Genomic DNA, 18,048 nt, shown 5'->3' on the forward strand with positions numbered 1-18,048 from the left:
ATGAGGAGAGAGGCGATGGACAGCCTTACAACGGATAATGTTGAACAATTAACACTTGCAGAGCTTAGAGAGCTGCAAACTAAACGGTTAAAACAAACCCTGACTTTTGTATATGAAAATAGTCCGGTCTATAAGAAAAAGTTCGATGAAGCGGGTGTACATCCTGATGACTTCGTAACTTTGGACGATCTGGCGAAATTTCCATTTACCACCAAACAGGATTTAAGAGACAACTATCCGTTTGGAATGTTTGCCGTACCGCAAGAGCAAATTGTGCGTTTACATGCGTCATCGGGCACAACGGGTAAACCGACCGTGGTGGGTTATACTCAAAAAGATATTAATACTTGGTCGGACATTGTTGCGCGTTGCTTACGCATGGCGGGTTTAAGTGCCAAAGATATGATTCAGGTTGCTTATGGTTATGGACTATTTACTGGTGGTCTAGGTGCACATTATGGCGCTGAACGCTTAGGTGCAACCGTGATTCCAATGTCTGGTGGACAAACTGAAAAGCAAGTTCAGCTCATTCAAGACTTTAAACCTACTGCAATTATGGTTACGCCATCGTATTGCGTCAGTATTATTGAAAAGCTGGAACAACAATTTGGTACTGCACGTAATACATCTTTAAAAGTCGGTATTTTTGGTGCCGAGCCGTGGACCAACGAACTTCGCCGTGAAATTGAAGAACGCCTCAATATTAAGGCACTCGATATTTATGGTTTGTCTGAGGTGATGGGTCCGGGTGTTGCGATGCAGTGCTTAGGTGAGGGCGAGGGATTAACGATTTGGGAAGATCATTTCTACCCAGAAATTATTAACCCTGAAACGGGTGAAGTCTGTAAAGATGGCGAACTTGGTGAGTTAGTCTTTACGACCATTACCAAAGAAGGCTTACCGATTATTCGTTACCGTACCCGTGATTTGACCCGTTTACTCGCTGGCGAAAATCTGGCAATGCGTAAGATGGATAAAATTGTGGGCCGTAGTGACGACATGCTCATTATTCGCGGCGTGAATGTTTTCCCGACCCAAATTGAAGAGCAAATTTTGCAAGTTCCGCATTTAGTTCCAAATTATGAAATTTTGGTGACTAAAAAAGGCCATATGGATACTTTGCATATTCGTACAGAGATGTGTCATAACTGTACTATACAGGCCAATCAACTTGCTCAGGAGTTGATGAAACGCATTAAAACCATGATTGGGATTAGCGTTACTGTAGAGGTTGTTACAGAAGCGACCTTACCTCGTTCGGAAGGTAAGGCAAAGCGGGTAATCGATATGCGTCAGATTGCTTAACATCAAGATCATTCAGGGTATAGAATCTATACCCTGAAACTAAACGCCAAGACATGAGTATGAGTGCAAAAATACAGCAAATAATTGATTCTGTTGTAAAGAATGAGACCTTAAGTGGAACTTCGCTTATTTCGACAATTTTTGGAGATTCAGTACTTCATCGGGGTGGAAATATAAGTCTTGCAAGCCTGATTCAATTATTAGAGCTATTTGGTTTTAATGACCGTGCTGTAAGAACCTCTGTTTTTCGTTTAGTTAAAAATGATTGGTTATGTTCGGACAAAATCGGCAGAACCAGTTTTTATCGAATTACCGATTCGAGCCGTTCGACCTATTTGCAGGCCGAGCAACGTATTTATAACGACCAGATGAAAGAGTGGGACCATTATTGGGATCTTATTCTGATGTCTAGCCTCGACACTGAAAATAAAGCGTTGTTAAAGAAAGAACTCGAATGGTTAGGGTTTGCCAATATTTCGACAAACTTAATGGCTTATCCGGGTTGTAACCGTATTGAACTGCAACGGTTGTTGGTCGACTTAAATATGAGTGAGCAAGTGGTGGTGTTTAAAGCCGAAACATTGCAGCTCTTTAATAATTCGGTCGATACAATTGGTCGTATGCTCAGAACCAACTGGCCAATCGATGAATTACGCCAAAGATATTTACAGTTTCTCGATATTTTTAGGGAAATTGGCGTGTTGCTCATGCAGGAAAATGAACAACTCGAACCTGTTCAGGCCTTTCAAATTCGAACTTTGCTGATTCATTATTATCGACGGATTTTGTTGAAAGACCCTGCATTACCGCTTGAATTGTTGCCAACCGACTGGCCTGCGATTAGTGCACGAACGTTATCAATGAATATTTATAAAAAAGTATTTGAACCTGCCGATGAATACTTCTTGTCTGTTGCCGCAACAGCAGAAGGACCAATGCCAAATGCCACAGCACATTATTGGCGCCGTTTCGGAGGTTTGGTTGCGACAAATGAGAGGTTAAATCATGCCTTGTTATAGTATTGACGGTGTTATTCCAGTCGTCAGCCCAGAGGCTTTTGTACACCCAACTGCTGTTTTAATTGGTGATGTGATTATTGAAGCGGGCGTATATGTGGGGCCATTTGCTTCATTGCGTGCCGATTTTGGCCGTATTCATATTAAGCAAAATGCCAACATACAAGATAGCTGCACCGTACATGGCTTTCCACAAAGCGTGACTTTAGTTGAAGAAATGGGGCACATTGGGCATGGTGCAATTTTGCATGGTTGCCGCATTGGTAAAAATGTTTTGGTCGGCATGAACAGCGTAATTTTGGACTGTGCCGAAATTGGTGAAAACACTATTATTGGCGCAAATAGTCTGGTCAAAACCAAAGATATAATTCCGGCAAATGTATTGGCAATGGGCAGTCCTGCCAAGGTTGCACGTGAGTTATCAGAACAAGAAAAAAAGTGGAAAACTAGAGGCACGCAAGAATACATTGAGCTTGCGCAGCGATGCTTAAACTCAATGCAAGAAGTTCAGCCTTTAAGCTCAGAGTTGGATGACCGCTTGACCTATAAGGACTTTAGTTCTTCAAACTATCAGATTAAACAAGATAGTGTTTAACGGCTTTTAATAAGTCGATTTCAATATACATAGATTTATAACATTTAAGGAATACTCGCACGAGTAGGGAGACGTTTGTGCAAAAAATGGAAACTACTGCGGTTGATCAATTCGCAGAGCTATTGGGTGTTCAAGTGCTGCATCGCAGTTTTGATGAAGCGCGTTGTCAGCTTAATGTGAAAGACGAACACATGAATGCATTGGGCGGCGTGCATGGTGGTGTTATATTTTCTTTAGCCGATATTACTTTTGCGATGGCTTGTAATGCAGGGGATGCGCCATATACAGGCCTACAAGCTGATATTCGCTATATGAGCGGTGCGAAAGATAGGGTGTTATTTGCAACGGCAACCAAGGTCGGAAGTAGTAAAAAATTTGCGCATTATGAAGTGGTGATAACAGATGGTTTAAATAATAGAGTCGCTTTATTTACATCTACCTGTTATAGGCTTGCGCCGTGATATGTATTTATGGGGCGAGGAGACTCAGAGGAGAAATTATTTAAATTAATAAAAGCGTTGAATAGGCTGGTTATGTTCCAAAGCTAAGTCATAGTTATCGTACTTAGCTTTGATTTATTGAAAAGGGTGTGCTTTAGTTAGACTACATTAGCTACTCACCTTTTATAAATAATGAGTCGTGAAGGGGCTTTATTTTTCAGGGTCTAGATAAACAACACCTAAATTAACTTTTTTATAAGGTCTGAATTCACCTTCATCAGCTTTTATTCTTTTATATTTCTCCTCAGAATAGTCTATATCCTTTACCTTAAACCCAACAAAACTAATATAAATTAAAGCAGCCATGTTAGAGTACTCATGCATGTCTGGTTTAAAAAAGTAATATTTTTTTGCAATAGGTTTTAATGTGAAACTACCATCTTTATTTAAAACAAGCTCGGGAGCATCATTTGGAGTTAAGCCATTAAATCCAATAAAGCCTTTTTGTAGTCTTAGAGGTTCTTTCGTAGCGTTATTATAAATATAGCCTGTCACTTCTGGAGTAAGATAAATTTCTTTCTGTGAGCAAGCTGAAAGAGTTACTGTCATACAAAAAAAGAGTAGCAGTGTTATTATTTTTTTCATTGTTTTGAGATTCCTGAAATAAATAAAAGCCCAGTTACATCTTTTTTATTTGCAACCATATTTTTATCCCAACTTGGAATTGCTGTTAAATTACCTTTGGCATATTTCATCAAATCTATTTCTCCTGATATAGGGTAGCTTGTCCCAGATTTTGGAACTTGCCAAATCTCTGATGAACCATGATGCGTTATAGAGTCCATGACTCCTCCATAAGCTTCCACAATAGCATGGCCAGTTTCATGAGCTATTGTTTCTTTAAATGACTTGTCCGATACCGTTTCTGGATAGAATCCCCACGTTGTTCTATCAAAATATAAATATCCAGTTATATACGCTGTTTTTCTTGATAGAGCTGAATTTGAACTTCTAAACATTGGGTCATTTGGATCAACATTGGTGACATATGTTAATTTCATTTCTGGCATAGCATTTACTTTAGAGATTTTTGCTTTTACAAAAACTTCATAGTTTTTGCCATCTAAAGAAATATTTTTACCCGTTGCATGGAATTGATTTCTACTCCAATAATAATTAATTCCATCAATTGATAATTGTAGAAGTTGTGAAAAATCCTTGGTTTGTGTTGAATAAGGTTGAACTCGACGTATTTTTATTTGACTTGCTGGGACCAAGTGTCCGCTATACAGCCCTTTAGCACCACCATCAACAAAATTAACTCTAAGGGTAATATCTACTTTTAATTTTTTTCTATTAATTACAATATCCATCCAGTCTTTATTAAAATATTTGAAATTAAAAGTTTTTTCATCTAAGGCTATAGCACTACCACCATTAATACCTTTAACTCTAAACATGACACCACTTGAGCCTGTCATGAATTTACTATCATATATGTCCTGAATGAATCCATCCCATTGGATTTTAAATTCTTTAGTACCTTGAAATGCCCCCTCGATTCTTTTTACTTCTATAAATTTTCCATCTTTTTTAACTTCTAAGACGATAGCCTCAAATATTGCATTAATAGTTGAACCAGAGAAAACTAAATTGCTATTACTTGGGGAACCATCTGGCTTAGGTGCTCCCAAAGGTATAAATGGTTTAAGCATTACATCTTTTAAAACAATTTCATTTTTCTTTATTGCATCATCCATAAAATTGTTTTTCTGTTGAGTATTGGTGGGCTGAAAACTAGAATTTGTGGTACTTGAGCTTCCACCACCACTTTCCCCAACAACATGGCTTTGTTGAGGTAGAATCGTGGCACCGCATGTCACCTTATCTCCAGCATAAGCTACTGGTTTGCCATCCATAATCACATGATCATGACTTTTAACCACTGTAGACCAACACTTACATTTAGGGCACATATGCCCATCGCCAGCTCTAACGAATAAATTACCTAGCTGTGAACTTCTAGATTGAGTTGATGGAATAATTCCGCCATGATCAGTAATAGCATTGTGAATAGCAAAACCTTTAGCCATGTTTGAATCCTCGAGAGTCATCATGGTTTAAAAAGTTTTTAGGGATTGGTTGATCTTGAAAAATTCGGATAGCAATTGAAGTATTTGGACTATCAATAATTTCATCGCCATTTTCCAAGCGGCTTCCTACTAAGGCTACTGACCTTCCATTAACAATGCAGGAAACACCTGCACCTGAAATAATTTTAGAAGTGGTTCCATCGGCATATATAGCCTCATCGCCTATAGAGGCAATAGTAATACCACCAATTTTATAGTCAGCATTTAAAACTCTAACCAAGCCACCATTTCGCGTTTTTGAACCATTCACAGCAAGATAATACACAGTATGTGGTTTGTGGTGATAATAAAGCTGCTCTGCCTCAATAGTTTGAGTAATATCTTCTTCAGATAATTTGAATAATTGCTCTACAGGTAATTCATTTAAAAACTTTGGTGTAGCCAAACTATAATTCCTTGTTACTTTTATGAATAGGACATATCATAACAAAGAAAAATATACAGATCTGTCTATTTTTGTGTGAACTTAAATAGCTTTTTTTCTTAAGAGGGAGAGGTTACAAGTCAGATGGCTAATCCAACTCCTAACAATAATAATATCTAAAATTTTTAATAAACGTTATGATAAAGTTTATAAAAATATTGATATTTAAGATCAAGATATGGAAGAACAAGCAAAAAAAGAAGCAGAATTAAATTCTGAAAATTTAAAATTCTTATATGAATATTTAAGTAAACAATATGAGCATGTTAAGACACAAACTGTTCGATTAGATGATAAAGCTACTAAGTATCTAACATTTGTTACTATAGTAATGGCAACAATTGGAATTATATCAAGATATTACTTTTTTGAAATTTCAAGTTATAGTTTTATATCTACTTTACCAATTATTTTTCTATGTATATCTTTTTTCTTAATTCTACATATTTCAAGATACTTATTATTAGTTTTAAAAGTTACTGATGTTAATAAGTTTTCTGCAACATCACAAATGAATAGTTATATAAAAACTAATAATATCGATGTTATTTATGAAGGCTTATCTGATGATCTTTCAACAATAATTGAAAGTTATGAAAGAAGTTTGGCTAATAAGAAAAAAAAATTAGAAAAATCCTATAGAGCAACAAGTATCTTAGGTGTAATTTTAATTTTACTACTTTTTTCAATTATTATAGATTTATCTACTAGAGGAGTTAAACCATCTAAATCTATAACCACGACTTGTATTATCGATTTGAGTAAGAAAAATGTCGAACACAACACCACCAAAGCCGCAACCACAACCTGCTCCACGACCACCCGTTGAGCAAGATTGGATCATTCATCAATCGCCAAAAAAAGAAAGCAGGAACTAAAATGACGGATAAATCAAAATCTAAACCAGCACCTACTCCTAGACCACCTTTAATTATTGTCGGTGATTCAAAACCTCCAAAAAGTAAATAAATTATCTATACTCATTATGCATAATTATCTTTTTATAATTTTTAATAATCAAAGGGCAGTTATAAAACTGCCCTTTGATTTGAAAATATAATTATTAGATTAACTGTAATGTAAGTAGAATAGGGAAATTCCATTAAACAGTACATATTTACAGTTTCATACCCCTCTATAACGCCCCACTTAACAATAACTTCCTCATTATTTAGCCTTACTTTTCTAATGATTTAATTTAAAACAAATGGCATTTTGCGTGCTTGACTGTAATAGGACAGGGCACTATTCTTTGCCTGCTGGCCACATTGCCAGACGGTCGTCGCGGACCGGTTTTTTCGACCACATCAGGATTATTTCTTCTGAGGAATAGTTTTGTGTGAGCATCTCCTCGTTCCCTCCCGTTGCGGTAGGACGGGAGAGGGACACCTTCGGGTGTGCTGGAGTCGAAACCAGTCCGCGAACCCTCTTCCGTTCTGCCACCATAATTTTAATGTCTGGCAGAACTCCCAATAAAAAGGAGTTGGCTTTGCACATCCATTATTTCTTGGCAACCTTTGCCAAAAGCTATAACGACACAGCTTAAAAATTTAAAGCAGCTTGATGACCTTTAGGGTTTTCAGGCTTTAAGTCTTTTTTATTTAAAACTTAGCAACAACAAAACTTGAGATGTGCCAAGCACAGTCTTTATAGGCTTTGCTGTGCCTTTTTTCTCCCAAAAAAGTATCTCATTAGAAACAACAAGAATTTATAACGGTAAAACTATGCCAAAGTTAGTTCTCCCAACACGTGCTATACAAGTTATTAATACGGCGATTTATTTATTTCACCATCACGGCTTTCATGCTGTTGGGGTCGACAAAATTGTGAAAGAGTGCCAAATTCCAAAAGCGACTTTTTATAATTACTTTCACTCTAAAGAGCGGTTTGTTGAAATCTGTTTGATCGTACAAAAAGAACGATTAAAAGAAAAAGTGGTTTCAATTGCTGAGTACGGCCAAGGCTCAAACGTGAAAGATAAACTCAAGGCGCTTTATCTTTTACATACCGACTTAGAGGGGCTTTACTTTCTATTATTTAAAGCCATTTTTGAAATAAAACTGACTTATTCAAACGCCTATCAAGACGCAATTAAATATAGAACGTGGTTAATCAATGAAATCTATAGCCAGCTTAGAGCACTTAAAACCGATGCTTCCTTTCAAGACGCCAAACTATTTTTATATATGATTGAAGGCGCAATTATTCAGCATCTAAGCTCAGATGGGGTAGACGACAGAGAAAGCTACTGGAATATGATTTCTAATGTCTTTCTTTAGACGTTTAAGCCTATGTTTGGGGGAGGAAGTCAAAATTAGAAAAGTTTAAATATTTAACTCAAAGTTTACTTTTACACGGTCTAAAACAATTAAGGTTCGATATGTTTTTACATCTTCATTATCCGCAAAATGTTTTCTAACTAAACTTTCAAAATGAGATAAGTTGTTGCTCAGCATGATAATGATAAAAGAGACTCCTCCATTCACAAAGTAGCACTGTTGAATTTCTTCAACAGAAGCAAAGTATTGCTTCGCTCTGTCCATAACTACAGAGCGGTCTTCGCTAAGTCGGACTTCAATAATAGAAGTAATTTTTTCTCCAAATTTTAGCGGATTTAAAATAGCGCAATTTCTTAAAATAATTTCCTTCTCTTCCATACGAGATATACGTCTTTGAACTGAAGCGGAGGATAGGCCAATTTTTTCAGAAATTTCTCGATGCGAAGTTTTATTGTCTTTTTGAAGTATTCTTAAGATTGCATAATCAAAATTATCTAAAGAAATATCTGACATGAGTAAATCTCTCATTAAGCTTTAAATATAGAGTTATTTAATCGTTTTATTGAGAGAAATAGAAGAAATATATTGATTATATAGAATTAAAATTTCAATCATTCCCAGAGTGGTAAATATGATGATTGAGACAAACTCCAAGCAAGGCATGGCATTTGCAGCCGCATTTCTATCTTTAGTTTCTGTGCAAATAGGAGCATCAATAGGAAAAGCCCTTTTTCCAATTCTGAGTGCAGAAGGAGTGACCTTAACTCGACTTGCTTTAGCAGCATGTTTCTTATGGATTGTTTATAAACCTTGGAGAGACTGGAATAGACAGACCAATTGGAAAAATCTCATTATTTATGGGGCCATCCTCACTTTAATGAATACTTTAATTTATAAAGCATTTTCTTATATGTCTGTGGGGATCGCGATTTCCATCGAAGTGTTGGGACCACTTACGGTTGCTATTTTAATGTCCAAAAATAAATTAGATTATTTTTGGGGAGCATTATCTCTTATTGGTTTGCTTTTTTTACCTATGGGCAATTCAAACAATAACTTTAGTTTTATTGGTATGACGTATGCGCTTGTGGCTGCCGTGGGTTGGGGACTGTATATTATTTATGGCTCTAAAGTTGCACAAGGGGGTGGAAGCTCTGTTGCGACTGGAATGTTCCTAGCAGCTTTGTTTGCAACACCTTTAGGGGCTTCTCACATTATCCATATTTTTGATAGTTATAAGATTCTTTTGACATGTTTACTCATGGCGATGCTGGCGAGTGCTATTCCATTTATATTAGATATGGTTGCGATGAAAAAATTGCATCCGCGAGTTTTTGGAATATTAGTGAGCGCATCACCAGCGGTGAGTGCTTTAGCTGGATGGCTGATTTTAGATGAACGATTAAATCATTTTCAGATCTTTGGTATAGCAATTATTATGGCATCGTGTGCAGGATGTTCTTATTTCTCCTATAAACGTAATACTGCATAAGCCCATTCATTTATGGTGACTTAGGTCTAAAAGCTAGATGAGTCGTGTGAAGGGGGAGAAATAATAATTAGAGAACCCCTCCTTAAAAAAGCTGATTCTGTACAAAAGAATATAAAAACAGCAAGTAACACTTACTCAAGTATCATTTTAATCTGATTGATATTTATACAATATAGTTACCAGATCACAAGGATATGAACTGATGAAATTTCTAAAATTTTTAACTTTTAGCACGATTCTAACTTTATCCGCACATAGTTATGCGACAGTGGGTGGTGGACAAAAAATTGAAGTATTGGGTTATCAGCAAAAAGAGAAGAAACTTTATGTATTGAGACACTACGAAGATGGTCGAGGACGTTTACCACAACTATATTATTATCTATTAAATAGTAAATCGCCTGACAAACTTATTGAAGTTAAATCTCTCTATATCAATCCAAAAACACATAAGATTGATTATGATCAAGATAGTACAGCATTTGATAAAGCGCTTAAAAAAATTAAAAGGAATTTAACTCCTTTGATCGTAAGTAATAGTAAGACTGTAAAAATTCAGACATTAAAAACTCATCAGAATCAAATATCAGCTTGGTTTGATCCTTCAGAAAAGATCACACAATATAAAACCGAATATGTTGTAAAATCGCCATCTTTACAAAGTAAGGCCCATGTGGCGGTTCATTACACCAAAGCAATAAAAATTTCCCAAAATTATAGCGTGCCTAAACACAATAATAGGTTGGTTGTAGTTAGATATTTGGGGGTTCCAGAAGAAACTGGTTATGACATTGAAGACCCTGTTTTACTACTGCCTGTGAAAAAATAAGTTTAAGAGCAAATTATTTTCTTGGTTCAAATCTGTAGCAGCAGGGCATCACTATCTGGATGTTTACGACAATATTGCCAGTATTGATCATTATCATCCTGCGATCATTGAAATTGTAAATGAGCAAAAGAAAATACCCATTTGCTATTTTCTAATCATTTTGAGAGTTAAAAATGGTTATATTTCAAAAAGGATTTTAATTTTTATATAATTAAATCAGTTATCTATAAAAATGAATGAATTAATTTATTCAAGATCAAGTTGATTATCGTCTTTAGTAATTTTAATTTTTAACTTTTTATATTTGCGTTTGTTTGGATCAATTGCAGAATTTATGACCTCATCTGAGAAAGAGGTGCATAACATTAATTTTGCGTATGCACGGTAGCCTATTAAAATTCTGCGTAGCGGATAGTCCGTTCTTGAAGAATAATATTCGATTCGCGAGTTAAGCTCTTGTAGTAGGGTCTGTTCGGCCATTCGAATAATTTTCTGTAAGTGGTTCATTGCAGCATATAGAGATTTATCTAATCAAAGAAGGGTTATTTTCACTAATATGAAATCTGGAAAATTAAATACTAATATTGCATATTTAAATATCCAAGACATACAAATTGTTTTTTATTACCTGTAAATTTAAGTAGATATATGAAATGCATAATGCATTGATAAATGGTAGAAAAATTACGGGTAACAACTCTTTTTAGAGCAACCGATCTATGTGTGTTATAGTCAATTTCGATTAATAATTGGCATTAAAATGGATATCTGTATTGGCGGCATACTTGATGGTCAAAAAAGAAAGAATGATCACACTCATTTCAAAGTAGACAACCATTATTCTGATCATGGTTCTCAATATAATAAAGAGTATTTTCATTTAGATGGGCAACTTCATTCGTTTTGGATAAGTGAAGAACTTGACTTCTATGAAGCACAAAAAAGAGTTGAATTAATACTGAATACGAAACTTTTAGTTACCTAAATTAAAATAAATAATTTATTATAAAAGAGGGTGGAATTTTGAAGCTATCCTCTTCATTAAAATAAACTTTAAATATTTTATAGATTTAATTTTTGAAATTTATCCATACATAATTATTCATGAATCTATTCTTTTATCCTGTAATCTAAAGAAAATAATTTAGTTTGGATTGTAGGTGTCTATATGGGAGATAAATTGATTGAAAAAGATAAACTTTTAAATTATCTTGCCCAAAAAAATGCAGAGAAAGAAATAGAGTGTGAATGGTTGAGGAATATTATTATTCGGTTAGTTGATGAGCTTGAAGATAACCGATTACAAGCACAGCTAATCCGACAAGTAAATGAAGAACTTATTTTATTAATACAAACACATGTCGATCCAGATTTTAATTCAAAAGATTTAAGTAAATTTAAAAATTAATTGGGTTTTGAGTTTTTAAAGGATCTGGTTGGAAGATTTTTTTATAAAAAATTAATATGAAAGAAGCCCAAAAAATGTACTTCTTTCATATTAATTAAAATTTTATCTTTTTATTTATTTTTTTCTTCATTATTTTTAATTGGTGAAGAATCTTCTGATTCAGATGGCTGGGCTGGTTTTTCAACTTTATCCTCATTTGGTTTTGGATCGGAGTCATTTTGGTTCTGAGTTGCTTTTTTTGAAAAGTCTTTAAAATCAGACATTTTAAGCTTCTTAATAAGAGTAGTGAAGTTTGATAGTATACCTTTCACTGAGTTACATTGCGGTAGTTATGGGAGTGGTATGTAGTGATATGTTCCTTTATATACTTTAATATAGATATTATTTTTTAAAAAATATCTTATATGTTGATTTAAATAGTAAAATTTAAATCAAGGATGAAAATTAATAGATATTTTAAATCTATTTTATTTATATAGTCTGCAAAAAAAATATGATATCCACATCTGTGGTTAAAATATAAAAACTTTATGATGTTGTTTTTGTGGGTTAAATTTGTACTTGAGGTATGAGCGTAAAGTTAATAAACTTAAAATAATAAAAAATATAAGGGTTTAAAGTATTTATTCTGTGTGGTGATTAAAATATATGTATTGTGACAATAAACAACAGTATCACATTCAGATACACTTGCGCTGTATCTATATAAAGGTAAAGGGACTATGTTAACTAAGTGCTAGATAATCATCTGCACACCATTAAATAGGAGAGACTCTAATGTCTCAGGACCAAGTTAAAAGCGATCAAGACAAATCAAAAGAGCAACAACAGCAACAACAAGATGGTAAAGAGTTTGAACCTAAAACTCCTGAGCAAAATGACGTAGAAAAAGTCAATCAAAATGATAAAAATGAGAAAAAATCATAATATAGAAATTTATATTTTTTCTTAAAAATATTGGTTGGTAGAAAGAATAACTATTCTTTTTGCCAATTTATAAAATTAAGAGGAATATTTTAATATGTATTTTATAATAATAATTTTTATCTTACTTATTTTTGCTTATATTTTATTTAAGGTTTTTTCTACAGTTAATCTAGAGCTCCCCGAAAGCACCCTAAAAATAGCTGGAAAAATATTTACAGAGAACAAAAATTTTTTTGAACATGAAATAATTGTAATTTTATACCAAGAAGAATTGATAACTTTAGTCGGCAACCAAAATGGTGGTAGCGTGAAAGTCTTTAAAAATGCTGTAATATGCCTCGAAAAAGAAACAAATAAAATCGCAGTATATATAGATACTTTAAGAGTCGGATATCTTAATAAAATAAACTCTTCTAGTTTTGTTAATTTTTTAAAAATAAAAGGTTTTAGTGAGACAGATGCTTTTGAAGTTGATGCCGTTATAATGAGTGAAGAATCAAATCAATGGAGTGTGAAGCTAGACATACCATACGATATGGAAAAGTTTAGGTTTGATAAATATTAAAATCCAATAAATATTTGATTGATATTTTATAAGATATATTTTGGTACATTTTTTTTAGTATTGAAAATAAAAAGAGATCATAATTATTGTAGTGATAATAAAAAGGAGAAAAGATATGGAACTTAGAGCCGTCAAAATGCATAAAATGTTTAGAGAGTTTCAGGATGAAAAGGCACTGGGCTATGTAGGGGAATATGATGAAAAACATGATCTTGTAGCTGTATATAATATTTTTAAAGAAAAAATGAAGAAAATAGACGGAACCTATCAATGGATTCTACCTTCATCGGGTGAAGTGTTTTTTGTTGAAGAAGATCCACTCTATGTTCGTTAATTAATTTTCCCGTCTAAAAAACCACAAGGATATCAGCTAATGAAGTTTCTAAAAATTCTAAGTTTTAGTGCTATTTTTACGTTATCCGCACATACTTATGCGACAGTGGGTGGTGGACAAAAAATTGAAGTATTGGGTTATCAGCAAAAAGAGAAAAAACTTTATGTATTAAGACATTATGAAGATGGTCGAGGACGTCTACCACAATTATATTATTATCTGTTAAATAGTAAATCACCCGATAAACTTATTGAAGTTCGATCTCTATATATCAATCCAAAAACCCATAAGATTGATTATGATCAAGATAGTAGTGGATTTAATAAGGCTATAAAAAAAATTAAAAAGAATTTAACCCCTTTGATCGTAAGTAATAGTAAGACTGTAAAAATTCAAAGATTAAAAAGTCATCAGAATCAAATATCAGCTTGGTCTGATCCTTCAGAAAAGATGACACAATATAAAACTGAATATGTTGTAAAATCGCCGTCTTTACAAAGTAAGACCCATATTGCGGTTCATTACACCAAAGCAATAAAAATTTCCCAAAATTATAGAGTGCCTAAACAAAATAAGAGGTTAGTTGTCGTTAAATATCTGGGGGTTCCAGAAGAAACTGGTTATGATGTTGAAGACCCTGTTTTACTACTACCTATGAAAAAATAAATTTAAGAGTAAATTATTTTCTTGGTTCAAATCTGCAACATACACAACATCTGTGTATATTCAGCTCAAGACTTATCTGCACTTGGCTGTTTTAATTTATGCCTGCTTTATAACCCCCACTTAACAATAACTCACTCATTATTTATCCTTACTTTTTAATGATCTATTTTAAAGCAAATGTCATTTCGTGTGCTTGACTGCAAAAGGGTTGGACACTATCCTTTGCGTGCTGGCCTACATTGCCAGTCGGTTTTGACGGACCGCTTCTCAGAGCATTAAAAGAGCTTTCTTTTAGTGTTTAGCCCCTCGTGCCCCCCTCTAAGGTGGAACGGGAGGGGGGACACCCTCGGGTGTGCTGGCCTCTGAGACCAGTCCGTCAACCCCTCTTTCGTTCTGCCACCATAATTTTAATGTTTAGGCAGAACTCCCAATAAAAAGGAGTTGGCTTTGCACATCCATTATTTCTTGGCAACCTTTGCCAAAAGCTATAACGACACAGCTTAAAAAATAAAGCAGCTTGACGACCTTTAGAGTTTTCAGGCTTTAAGTCATTACGGCTCAAAAAAACTTGCATCAACAATAAAACTTGAGATGTGCCACGCACAGTCTTTACGGCTTTGCTGTGCCTTTTTTTCTCCCCAAAAAGTATCTCATTTAGAAACAACAAGAATTTTTATAACGGTAAAACTATGCCAAAGTTAGTTCTCCCAACACGTGCCATACAAGTCATCAATAAGTCGATTGATTTATTTCACCATCGCGGATTTCATATTGTTGGGGTCGACCGAATCGTGAAAGAGTGTGAAATTCCCAAAGCAACTTTTTATAATTATTTTCACTCTAAGGAACGGTTTGTTGAAATCTGTTTGATTGTGCAAAAAGAACGTTTGAAAGGAAAAGTGGTTTCAATTGCTGAGTATGACTGTAACACTAATGTGGTTGATAAGCTTAAGAAGCTCTATTTCTTACATACAGATTTAGAAGGGCTGTACTATTTATTATTTAAAGCCATTTTTGAAACGAAACAGACCTATCCAAACGCCTATCAAGTTGCGATTAAATATAGAACGTGGCTAATCAATGAGATCTATAGTCAGCTTATAAAACTAAAAACCGATGCGACTTTTCAGGATGCAAAACTATTTTTATATATGATTGAAGGGGCAATTATTCAGCTTTTAAGTTCAGATGGGGCGGACCAGAGGGAAAGGGTGTTGGATTGTTTTTTTGTGGGGTTGAATGGATGTAAGGGAATAATTTAAATGATAGGCCTTATGCCACCTTTAACTGATTAACTAGACTAGTATATTCAAAAGATTAGAAAGAAATTTCTTTAGAAAATTGCATGGCTCTTGAGATAAAGGATTAAGTCAAAAAACCATGCAATTTATAAATAAAGACTTTTAAAGACCTCGAAGCTTATTTAATTCGATACCATGTTTGGTTCCGTCCAATTGCAGAGATACCAATGTATCCACGAGCGATAAGTTTGCTCCCATCGGGTGACATTGTTGCACTAAAACGATATGTCTTATCTGACTGTGGATCGAGGATAGATCCTTTGTCATATTTATTTTGACCTACACTTTTTAAATTTTTGACGATGGTTAAACCAATTAAAGATTTGTTTTTGTAGGTACCTTCACACATCGTACATTTATTGGCTTCACTCGGAACGAGTATTTTTTCGATGTTAGCAGACAGGTTACCATTTTTATCTTCGCTAAATTTTACCAGTGCTCTGGGTTCATTGGTTGCATCATCAATTGTTTTCCAAACGCTGCCATGTAGTTTGTCTGAAGCAAATGAATGAATCGAATAAAAGCTGAGTAAAAGTAATAATAAATATTTTTTCATATCAATAGTTTCTCTAATTAAAAACAGATGGCTTTAATCGCCAGAATGATTCATTTTAAATTTAACTTCACAATCTTCTTTATATTGAATCAATAAGATAAATAATATGTAAAGTTATAATCTATTTCCCGTAATATTATTTTGATCGTTTTTTTTATGCAATTGCGATAATGGACATAATTATTAAATATGGCCTTAAAAGCCGATGATCAGATTATTAATAATCTTTAGAAGTAGGGCGAGTAGGTTGGTATACATGGTGATCAATGTTGACAAAATATCTGCTTAAAAGAAATAAAAAAACATCAACTACTTTTAAAATTAATTAGATTGTGTGTAATTCATCACAATTTATAAAAATAAGATGGAAATCATGTGTTTAGTATTGATTGACAGTCCGCAATATTAAGTTTTATAACTAAAAGATCCTGAAAACTGTTTCTTTAACCAGAACAGAGAAATAACAATATAAAGACGAATAGATATTAGAACGAAAATATAAGGAGAAGAAATGAAAGTCATTAAATACGCCTTATTTTCTCTTATGGGAATGCTGATAATAAATAGTGCAGATGCCGGAAATACATCTACATCATTGAAGGTCAGTTTAACTATTGTAGAAACGTGTGAAGTTTCCACACAAGGAAATTTAGATTTTGGTTCAGTTGTTCGCTCTCAGCCAGTTGCTGGTGCAAGAACGGATGTATCTGTCCAATGTAGTCAAAATACACCGTATCAATTGGCGGTAACTTCAGACAATAACTTTGAACTTAAATCTGCTGCAAGCACAGCATCTGTTGCATATGTACTCTATCAAGATGCTGGTCATACTCAAATTTGGGGAGGGTCGGGAAGTAAAATACGTTCAGGAATTGCAACAGGAATGAAAGAAACTATTCCTATTCATGGGGCAATTACATCGAGTACCAATGTTCAGGCAACCAAGTATGAAGATTGGGTTCGTGTGAATGTCATATATTAAGAGTAGAAAAAAGTAATGATGAATATAAGAACCACCGAAACATTTAACAAATCAACAGCAACCGATACTCGCCATCCTTTTCAACAGGTGCTCGATGAACACACGGTAAAACCTGTTGTGTAGGATGGTCTACCGCCAGACGCCACAAATGTCCTGTGCCTAAATTTACAGGTTGGGCGTTAGATTTAGGCTGGTAATGCAAATCAAAAAAATACTCTGCCAAGAAGGCTTCAAACTTAGCATCTGGGCCTTCATATAATGCTTTGAGCTTTTCTCTAATTTCTGGGATTAAAACTTTTTGTTCAACCTGATCATTGGGCACAATATCGCTAGCAGCGCCGTGATAGGTACATAAAAAGGTGTATGTTTCAATGGGGGAGCGATCAACATGAAATGAATATACGTCTGTTGAAATGAAATCTAGCTCTTCATCGCGTTCATAATGTTTAAGCAAATTAAGTACAGGTGATGCACCAAATTCAGTTAACTGCTCGATATCTTGTAAAATAGTTTTCCTTGCCAAATTGCCTTTGTCAGAAAGTTGTAGCGCTAAAAGCTCTTCAATAGAAACTTCTGTAATATTTTCTTTTAAATGAAGTTTATTCACAATTTCTTTAAAGTCACCAACCAAATTTCTGTGCCAACACATCGCATTTGCCTCTCCTTGAAACTTTGTACTTATAAGTTCAGAGAAACTAAACACTTGCCTAATTTGATTGCTGTCAGAAAACGTATTCTTCATATGAGAAATAAAATAATTGAGCATGTCTAATTAT

Annotated in this window: 23 protein-coding genes and 2 pseudogenes; 17 read left to right on the top strand and 8 right to left on the bottom strand. The window is 34.3% G+C overall.

The window, feature by feature from the left end:
• The first annotated feature begins 15 nt into the window (after positions 1 to 15).
• The 4 genes from paaK (at position 16) to FY048_RS12435 (ending at position 3,377) form a co-directional block, all read left to right on the top strand.
• Complete coding sequence (gene paaK, locus FY048_RS12420) at positions 16 to 1,305, top strand: phenylacetate--CoA ligase PaaK (RefSeq protein ID WP_017390397.1); 1,290 nt, start codon at positions 16 to 18, stop codon at positions 1,303 to 1,305.
• Positions 1,306 to 1,358: 53 nt separating this feature from the next.
• On the top strand, positions 1,359 to 2,324 hold the full coding sequence (gene paaX / locus FY048_RS12425; RefSeq protein ID WP_000062822.1) for a phenylacetic acid degradation operon negative regulatory protein PaaX: 966 nt from the start codon (positions 1,359 to 1,361) through the stop codon (positions 2,322 to 2,324).
• Positions 2,311 to 2,916 (top strand): gamma carbonic anhydrase family protein, encoded by a 606-nt coding sequence (locus FY048_RS12430; protein WP_446091338.1) that lies wholly within the window; start codon positions 2,311 to 2,313, stop codon positions 2,914 to 2,916. Before paaX ends, FY048_RS12430 begins: the two co-directional genes overlap by 14 nt.
• 77 nt (positions 2,917 to 2,993) lie before the next feature.
• A complete protein-coding gene (locus FY048_RS12435) occupies positions 2,994 to 3,377 on the top strand; it encodes a PaaI family thioesterase (RefSeq protein ID WP_272274827.1) in 384 nt (127 codons plus the stop codon).
• 189 nt (positions 3,378 to 3,566) lie between these two features.
• Here the strand turns inward: FY048_RS12435 and FY048_RS12440 are convergent, their stop codons facing one another.
• The 3 genes and pseudogenes from FY048_RS12440 to FY048_RS12450 form a co-directional block, all read right to left on the bottom strand.
• The gene (locus tag FY048_RS12440; RefSeq protein ID WP_446091339.1) at positions 3,567 to 4,001 is read right to left on the bottom strand and encodes a hypothetical protein; all 435 of its coding nucleotides are present in this window, start codon (positions 3,999 to 4,001) and stop codon (positions 3,567 to 3,569) included.
• A gap of 1,127 nt (positions 4,002 to 5,128) precedes the next feature.
• Positions 5,129 to 5,449, bottom strand: a pseudogene (locus FY048_RS12445) (PAAR domain-containing protein); the annotation flags it as partial.
• Positions 5,442 to 5,894 (bottom strand): PAAR domain-containing protein, encoded by a 453-nt coding sequence (locus tag FY048_RS12450; protein ID WP_446091340.1) that lies wholly within the window; start codon positions 5,892 to 5,894, stop codon positions 5,442 to 5,444. The gene FY048_RS12450 and the pseudogene FY048_RS12445, both read right to left, overlap by 8 nt.
• A 217-nt stretch (positions 5,895 to 6,111) precedes the next feature.
• Between FY048_RS12450 and FY048_RS12455 the strand changes: the two genes are divergently transcribed.
• Together FY048_RS12455 and FY048_RS12460 are read left to right on the top strand one after the other, a co-directional pair.
• On the top strand, positions 6,112 to 6,762 hold the full coding sequence (locus FY048_RS12455) for a hypothetical protein (RefSeq protein ID WP_446091341.1): 651 nt from the start codon (positions 6,112 to 6,114) through the stop codon (positions 6,760 to 6,762).
• A gap of 895 nt (positions 6,763 to 7,657) precedes the next feature.
• The gene (locus FY048_RS12460; RefSeq protein ID WP_446091342.1) at positions 7,658 to 8,212 is read left to right on the top strand and encodes a TetR/AcrR family transcriptional regulator; all 555 of its coding nucleotides are present in this window, start codon (positions 7,658 to 7,660) and stop codon (positions 8,210 to 8,212) included.
• A 45-nt stretch (positions 8,213 to 8,257) separates the two neighbouring features.
• On the opposite strand, the gene FY048_RS12465 is transcribed toward FY048_RS12460, so the two are convergent.
• Entirely contained in the window at positions 8,258 to 8,725 is a 468-nt protein-coding gene (locus FY048_RS12465) for an Lrp/AsnC family transcriptional regulator (RefSeq protein ID WP_004642213.1), read from the bottom strand.
• A gap of 118 nt (positions 8,726 to 8,843) precedes the next feature.
• On the opposite strand from FY048_RS12465, the gene FY048_RS12470 reads away from it, so the two are divergent.
• From FY048_RS12470 to FY048_RS12480, 3 genes and pseudogenes are all read left to right on the top strand, one after another.
• On the top strand, positions 8,844 to 9,704 hold the full coding sequence (locus FY048_RS12470; RefSeq protein ID WP_446091343.1) for an EamA family transporter: 861 nt from the start codon (positions 8,844 to 8,846) through the stop codon (positions 9,702 to 9,704).
• Positions 9,705 to 9,906: 202 nt separating this feature from the next.
• Positions 9,907 to 10,533 (top strand): hypothetical protein, encoded by a 627-nt coding sequence (locus FY048_RS12475; RefSeq protein ID WP_446091344.1) that lies wholly within the window; start codon positions 9,907 to 9,909, stop codon positions 10,531 to 10,533.
• 37 nt (positions 10,534 to 10,570) lie between these two features.
• Positions 10,571 to 10,669, top strand: a pseudogene (locus FY048_RS12480) (aminotransferase); the annotation flags it as partial.
• 110 nt (positions 10,670 to 10,779) lie between these two features.
• Here the strand turns inward: FY048_RS12480 and FY048_RS12485 are convergent.
• On the bottom strand, positions 10,780 to 11,013 hold the full coding sequence (locus FY048_RS12485; RefSeq protein ID WP_155120866.1) for a hypothetical protein: 234 nt from the start codon (positions 11,011 to 11,013) through the stop codon (positions 10,780 to 10,782).
• Positions 11,014 to 11,293: 280 nt separating this feature from the next.
• On the opposite strand from FY048_RS12485, the gene FY048_RS12490 reads away from it, so the two are divergent.
• Entirely contained in the window at positions 11,294 to 11,518 is a 225-nt protein-coding gene (locus FY048_RS12490) for a hypothetical protein (protein ID WP_446091345.1), read from the top strand.
• A gap of 183 nt (positions 11,519 to 11,701) precedes the next feature.
• On the top strand, positions 11,702 to 11,941 hold the full coding sequence (locus FY048_RS12495) for a hypothetical protein (RefSeq protein ID WP_127491211.1): 240 nt from the start codon (positions 11,702 to 11,704) through the stop codon (positions 11,939 to 11,941).
• 110 nt (positions 11,942 to 12,051) lie between these two features.
• Here FY048_RS12495 and FY048_RS12500 read toward each other — a convergent pair whose 3' ends face one another.
• Entirely contained in the window at positions 12,052 to 12,204 is a 153-nt protein-coding gene (locus tag FY048_RS12500) for a hypothetical protein (protein ID WP_003650910.1), read from the bottom strand.
• A 514-nt stretch (positions 12,205 to 12,718) separates the two neighbouring features.
• Here FY048_RS12500 and FY048_RS12505 point away from each other — a divergent pair.
• The 5 genes from FY048_RS12505 to FY048_RS12525 all read left to right on the top strand — a co-directional run bounded on the left by FY048_RS12505 (position 12,719) and on the right by FY048_RS12525 (position 15,695).
• Positions 12,719 to 12,868, top strand: coding sequence for a hypothetical protein (locus FY048_RS12505; RefSeq protein ID WP_005041751.1), 150 nt, complete (start codon positions 12,719 to 12,721; stop codon positions 12,866 to 12,868).
• 94 nt (positions 12,869 to 12,962) lie between these two features.
• A complete protein-coding gene (locus FY048_RS12510; RefSeq protein WP_446091346.1) occupies positions 12,963 to 13,433 on the top strand; it encodes a hypothetical protein in 471 nt (156 codons plus the stop codon).
• Positions 13,434 to 13,578: 145 nt separating this feature from the next.
• Entirely contained in the window at positions 13,579 to 13,767 is a 189-nt protein-coding gene (locus FY048_RS12515) for a hypothetical protein (protein ID WP_446091393.1), read from the top strand.
• Between the two features lie 39 nt (positions 13,768 to 13,806).
• Positions 13,807 to 14,433 (top strand): hypothetical protein, encoded by a 627-nt coding sequence (locus FY048_RS12520; RefSeq protein WP_213073792.1) that lies wholly within the window; start codon positions 13,807 to 13,809, stop codon positions 14,431 to 14,433.
• 689 nt (positions 14,434 to 15,122) lie between these two features.
• On the top strand, positions 15,123 to 15,695 hold the full coding sequence (locus FY048_RS12525; protein WP_446091347.1) for a TetR/AcrR family transcriptional regulator: 573 nt from the start codon (positions 15,123 to 15,125) through the stop codon (positions 15,693 to 15,695).
• A gap of 157 nt (positions 15,696 to 15,852) precedes the next feature.
• Here the strand turns inward: FY048_RS12525 and FY048_RS12530 are convergent, their stop codons facing one another.
• Positions 15,853 to 16,290 carry a DUF2147 domain-containing protein gene (locus tag FY048_RS12530; protein ID WP_198496124.1) on the bottom strand — a complete coding sequence of 146 codons (438 nt, stop codon included), beginning with the start codon at positions 16,288 to 16,290 and terminating at the stop codon, positions 15,853 to 15,855.
• Positions 16,291 to 16,801: 511 nt separating this feature from the next.
• On the opposite strand from FY048_RS12530, the gene FY048_RS12535 reads away from it, so the two are divergent.
• Positions 16,802 to 17,272 carry a Csu type fimbrial protein gene (locus FY048_RS12535; protein ID WP_151745203.1) on the top strand — a complete coding sequence of 157 codons (471 nt, stop codon included), beginning with the start codon at positions 16,802 to 16,804 and terminating at the stop codon, positions 17,270 to 17,272.
• A gap of 43 nt (positions 17,273 to 17,315) precedes the next feature.
• On the opposite strand, the gene FY048_RS12540 is transcribed toward FY048_RS12535, so the two are convergent.
• Positions 17,316 to 18,014 carry a DUF1826 domain-containing protein gene (locus FY048_RS12540; RefSeq protein ID WP_446091394.1) on the bottom strand — a complete coding sequence of 233 codons (699 nt, stop codon included), beginning with the start codon at positions 18,012 to 18,014 and terminating at the stop codon, positions 17,316 to 17,318.
• Positions 18,015 to 18,048 lie beyond the last annotated feature (34 nt).

It is taken from the genome of Acinetobacter sp. 1124_18A (assembly GCF_052824995.1).

Bases quoted from the DNA above. Each gene is read 5' to 3' on its own strand.
- paaX (WP_000062822.1), top strand. From the start codon at position 1,359: ATGAGTATGAGTGCAAAAATACAGCAAATAATTGATTCTGTTGTAAAG.
- FY048_RS12490 (WP_446091345.1), top strand. From the start codon at position 11,294: ATGGATATCTGTATTGGCGGCATACTTGATGGTCAAAAAAGAAAGAAT.
- FY048_RS12510 (WP_446091346.1), top strand. From the start codon at position 12,963: ATGTATTTTATAATAATAATTTTTATCTTACTTATTTTTGCTTATATT.
- FY048_RS12505 (WP_005041751.1), top strand. From the start codon at position 12,719: ATGTCTCAGGACCAAGTTAAAAGCGATCAAGACAAATCAAAAGAGCAA.
- FY048_RS12530 (WP_198496124.1), bottom strand. From the start codon at position 16,290: ATGAAAAAATATTTATTATTACTTTTACTCAGCTTTTATTCGATTCAT.
- FY048_RS12500 (WP_003650910.1), bottom strand. From the start codon at position 12,204: ATGTCTGATTTTAAAGACTTTTCAAAAAAAGCAACTCAGAACCAAAAT.
- FY048_RS12515 (WP_446091393.1), top strand. From the start codon at position 13,579: ATGTTTAGAGAGTTTCAGGATGAAAAGGCACTGGGCTATGTAGGGGAA.
- paaK (WP_017390397.1), top strand. From the start codon at position 16: ATGGACAGCCTTACAACGGATAATGTTGAACAATTAACACTTGCAGAG.
- FY048_RS12540 (WP_446091394.1), bottom strand. From the start codon at position 18,014: ATGAAGAATACGTTTTCTGACAGCAATCAAATTAGGCAAGTGTTTAGT.
- FY048_RS12520 (WP_213073792.1), top strand. From the start codon at position 13,807: ATGAAGTTTCTAAAAATTCTAAGTTTTAGTGCTATTTTTACGTTATCC.
- FY048_RS12430 (WP_446091338.1), top strand. From the start codon at position 2,311: ATGCCTTGTTATAGTATTGACGGTGTTATTCCAGTCGTCAGCCCAGAG.
- FY048_RS12535 (WP_151745203.1), top strand. From the start codon at position 16,802: ATGAAAGTCATTAAATACGCCTTATTTTCTCTTATGGGAATGCTGATA.
- FY048_RS12460 (WP_446091342.1), top strand. From the start codon at position 7,658: ATGCCAAAGTTAGTTCTCCCAACACGTGCTATACAAGTTATTAATACG.
- FY048_RS12440 (WP_446091339.1), bottom strand. From the start codon at position 4,001: ATGAAAAAAATAATAACACTGCTACTCTTTTTTTGTATGACAGTAACT.
- FY048_RS12495 (WP_127491211.1), top strand. From the start codon at position 11,702: ATGGGAGATAAATTGATTGAAAAAGATAAACTTTTAAATTATCTTGCC.
- FY048_RS12485 (WP_155120866.1), bottom strand. From the start codon at position 11,013: ATGGCCGAACAGACCCTACTACAAGAGCTTAACTCGCGAATCGAATAT.
- FY048_RS12455 (WP_446091341.1), top strand. From the start codon at position 6,112: ATGGAAGAACAAGCAAAAAAAGAAGCAGAATTAAATTCTGAAAATTTA.
- FY048_RS12475 (WP_446091344.1), top strand. From the start codon at position 9,907: ATGAAATTTCTAAAATTTTTAACTTTTAGCACGATTCTAACTTTATCC.
- FY048_RS12525 (WP_446091347.1), top strand. From the start codon at position 15,123: ATGCCAAAGTTAGTTCTCCCAACACGTGCCATACAAGTCATCAATAAG.
- FY048_RS12465 (WP_004642213.1), bottom strand. From the start codon at position 8,725: ATGTCAGATATTTCTTTAGATAATTTTGATTATGCAATCTTAAGAATA.
- FY048_RS12470 (WP_446091343.1), top strand. From the start codon at position 8,844: ATGATGATTGAGACAAACTCCAAGCAAGGCATGGCATTTGCAGCCGCA.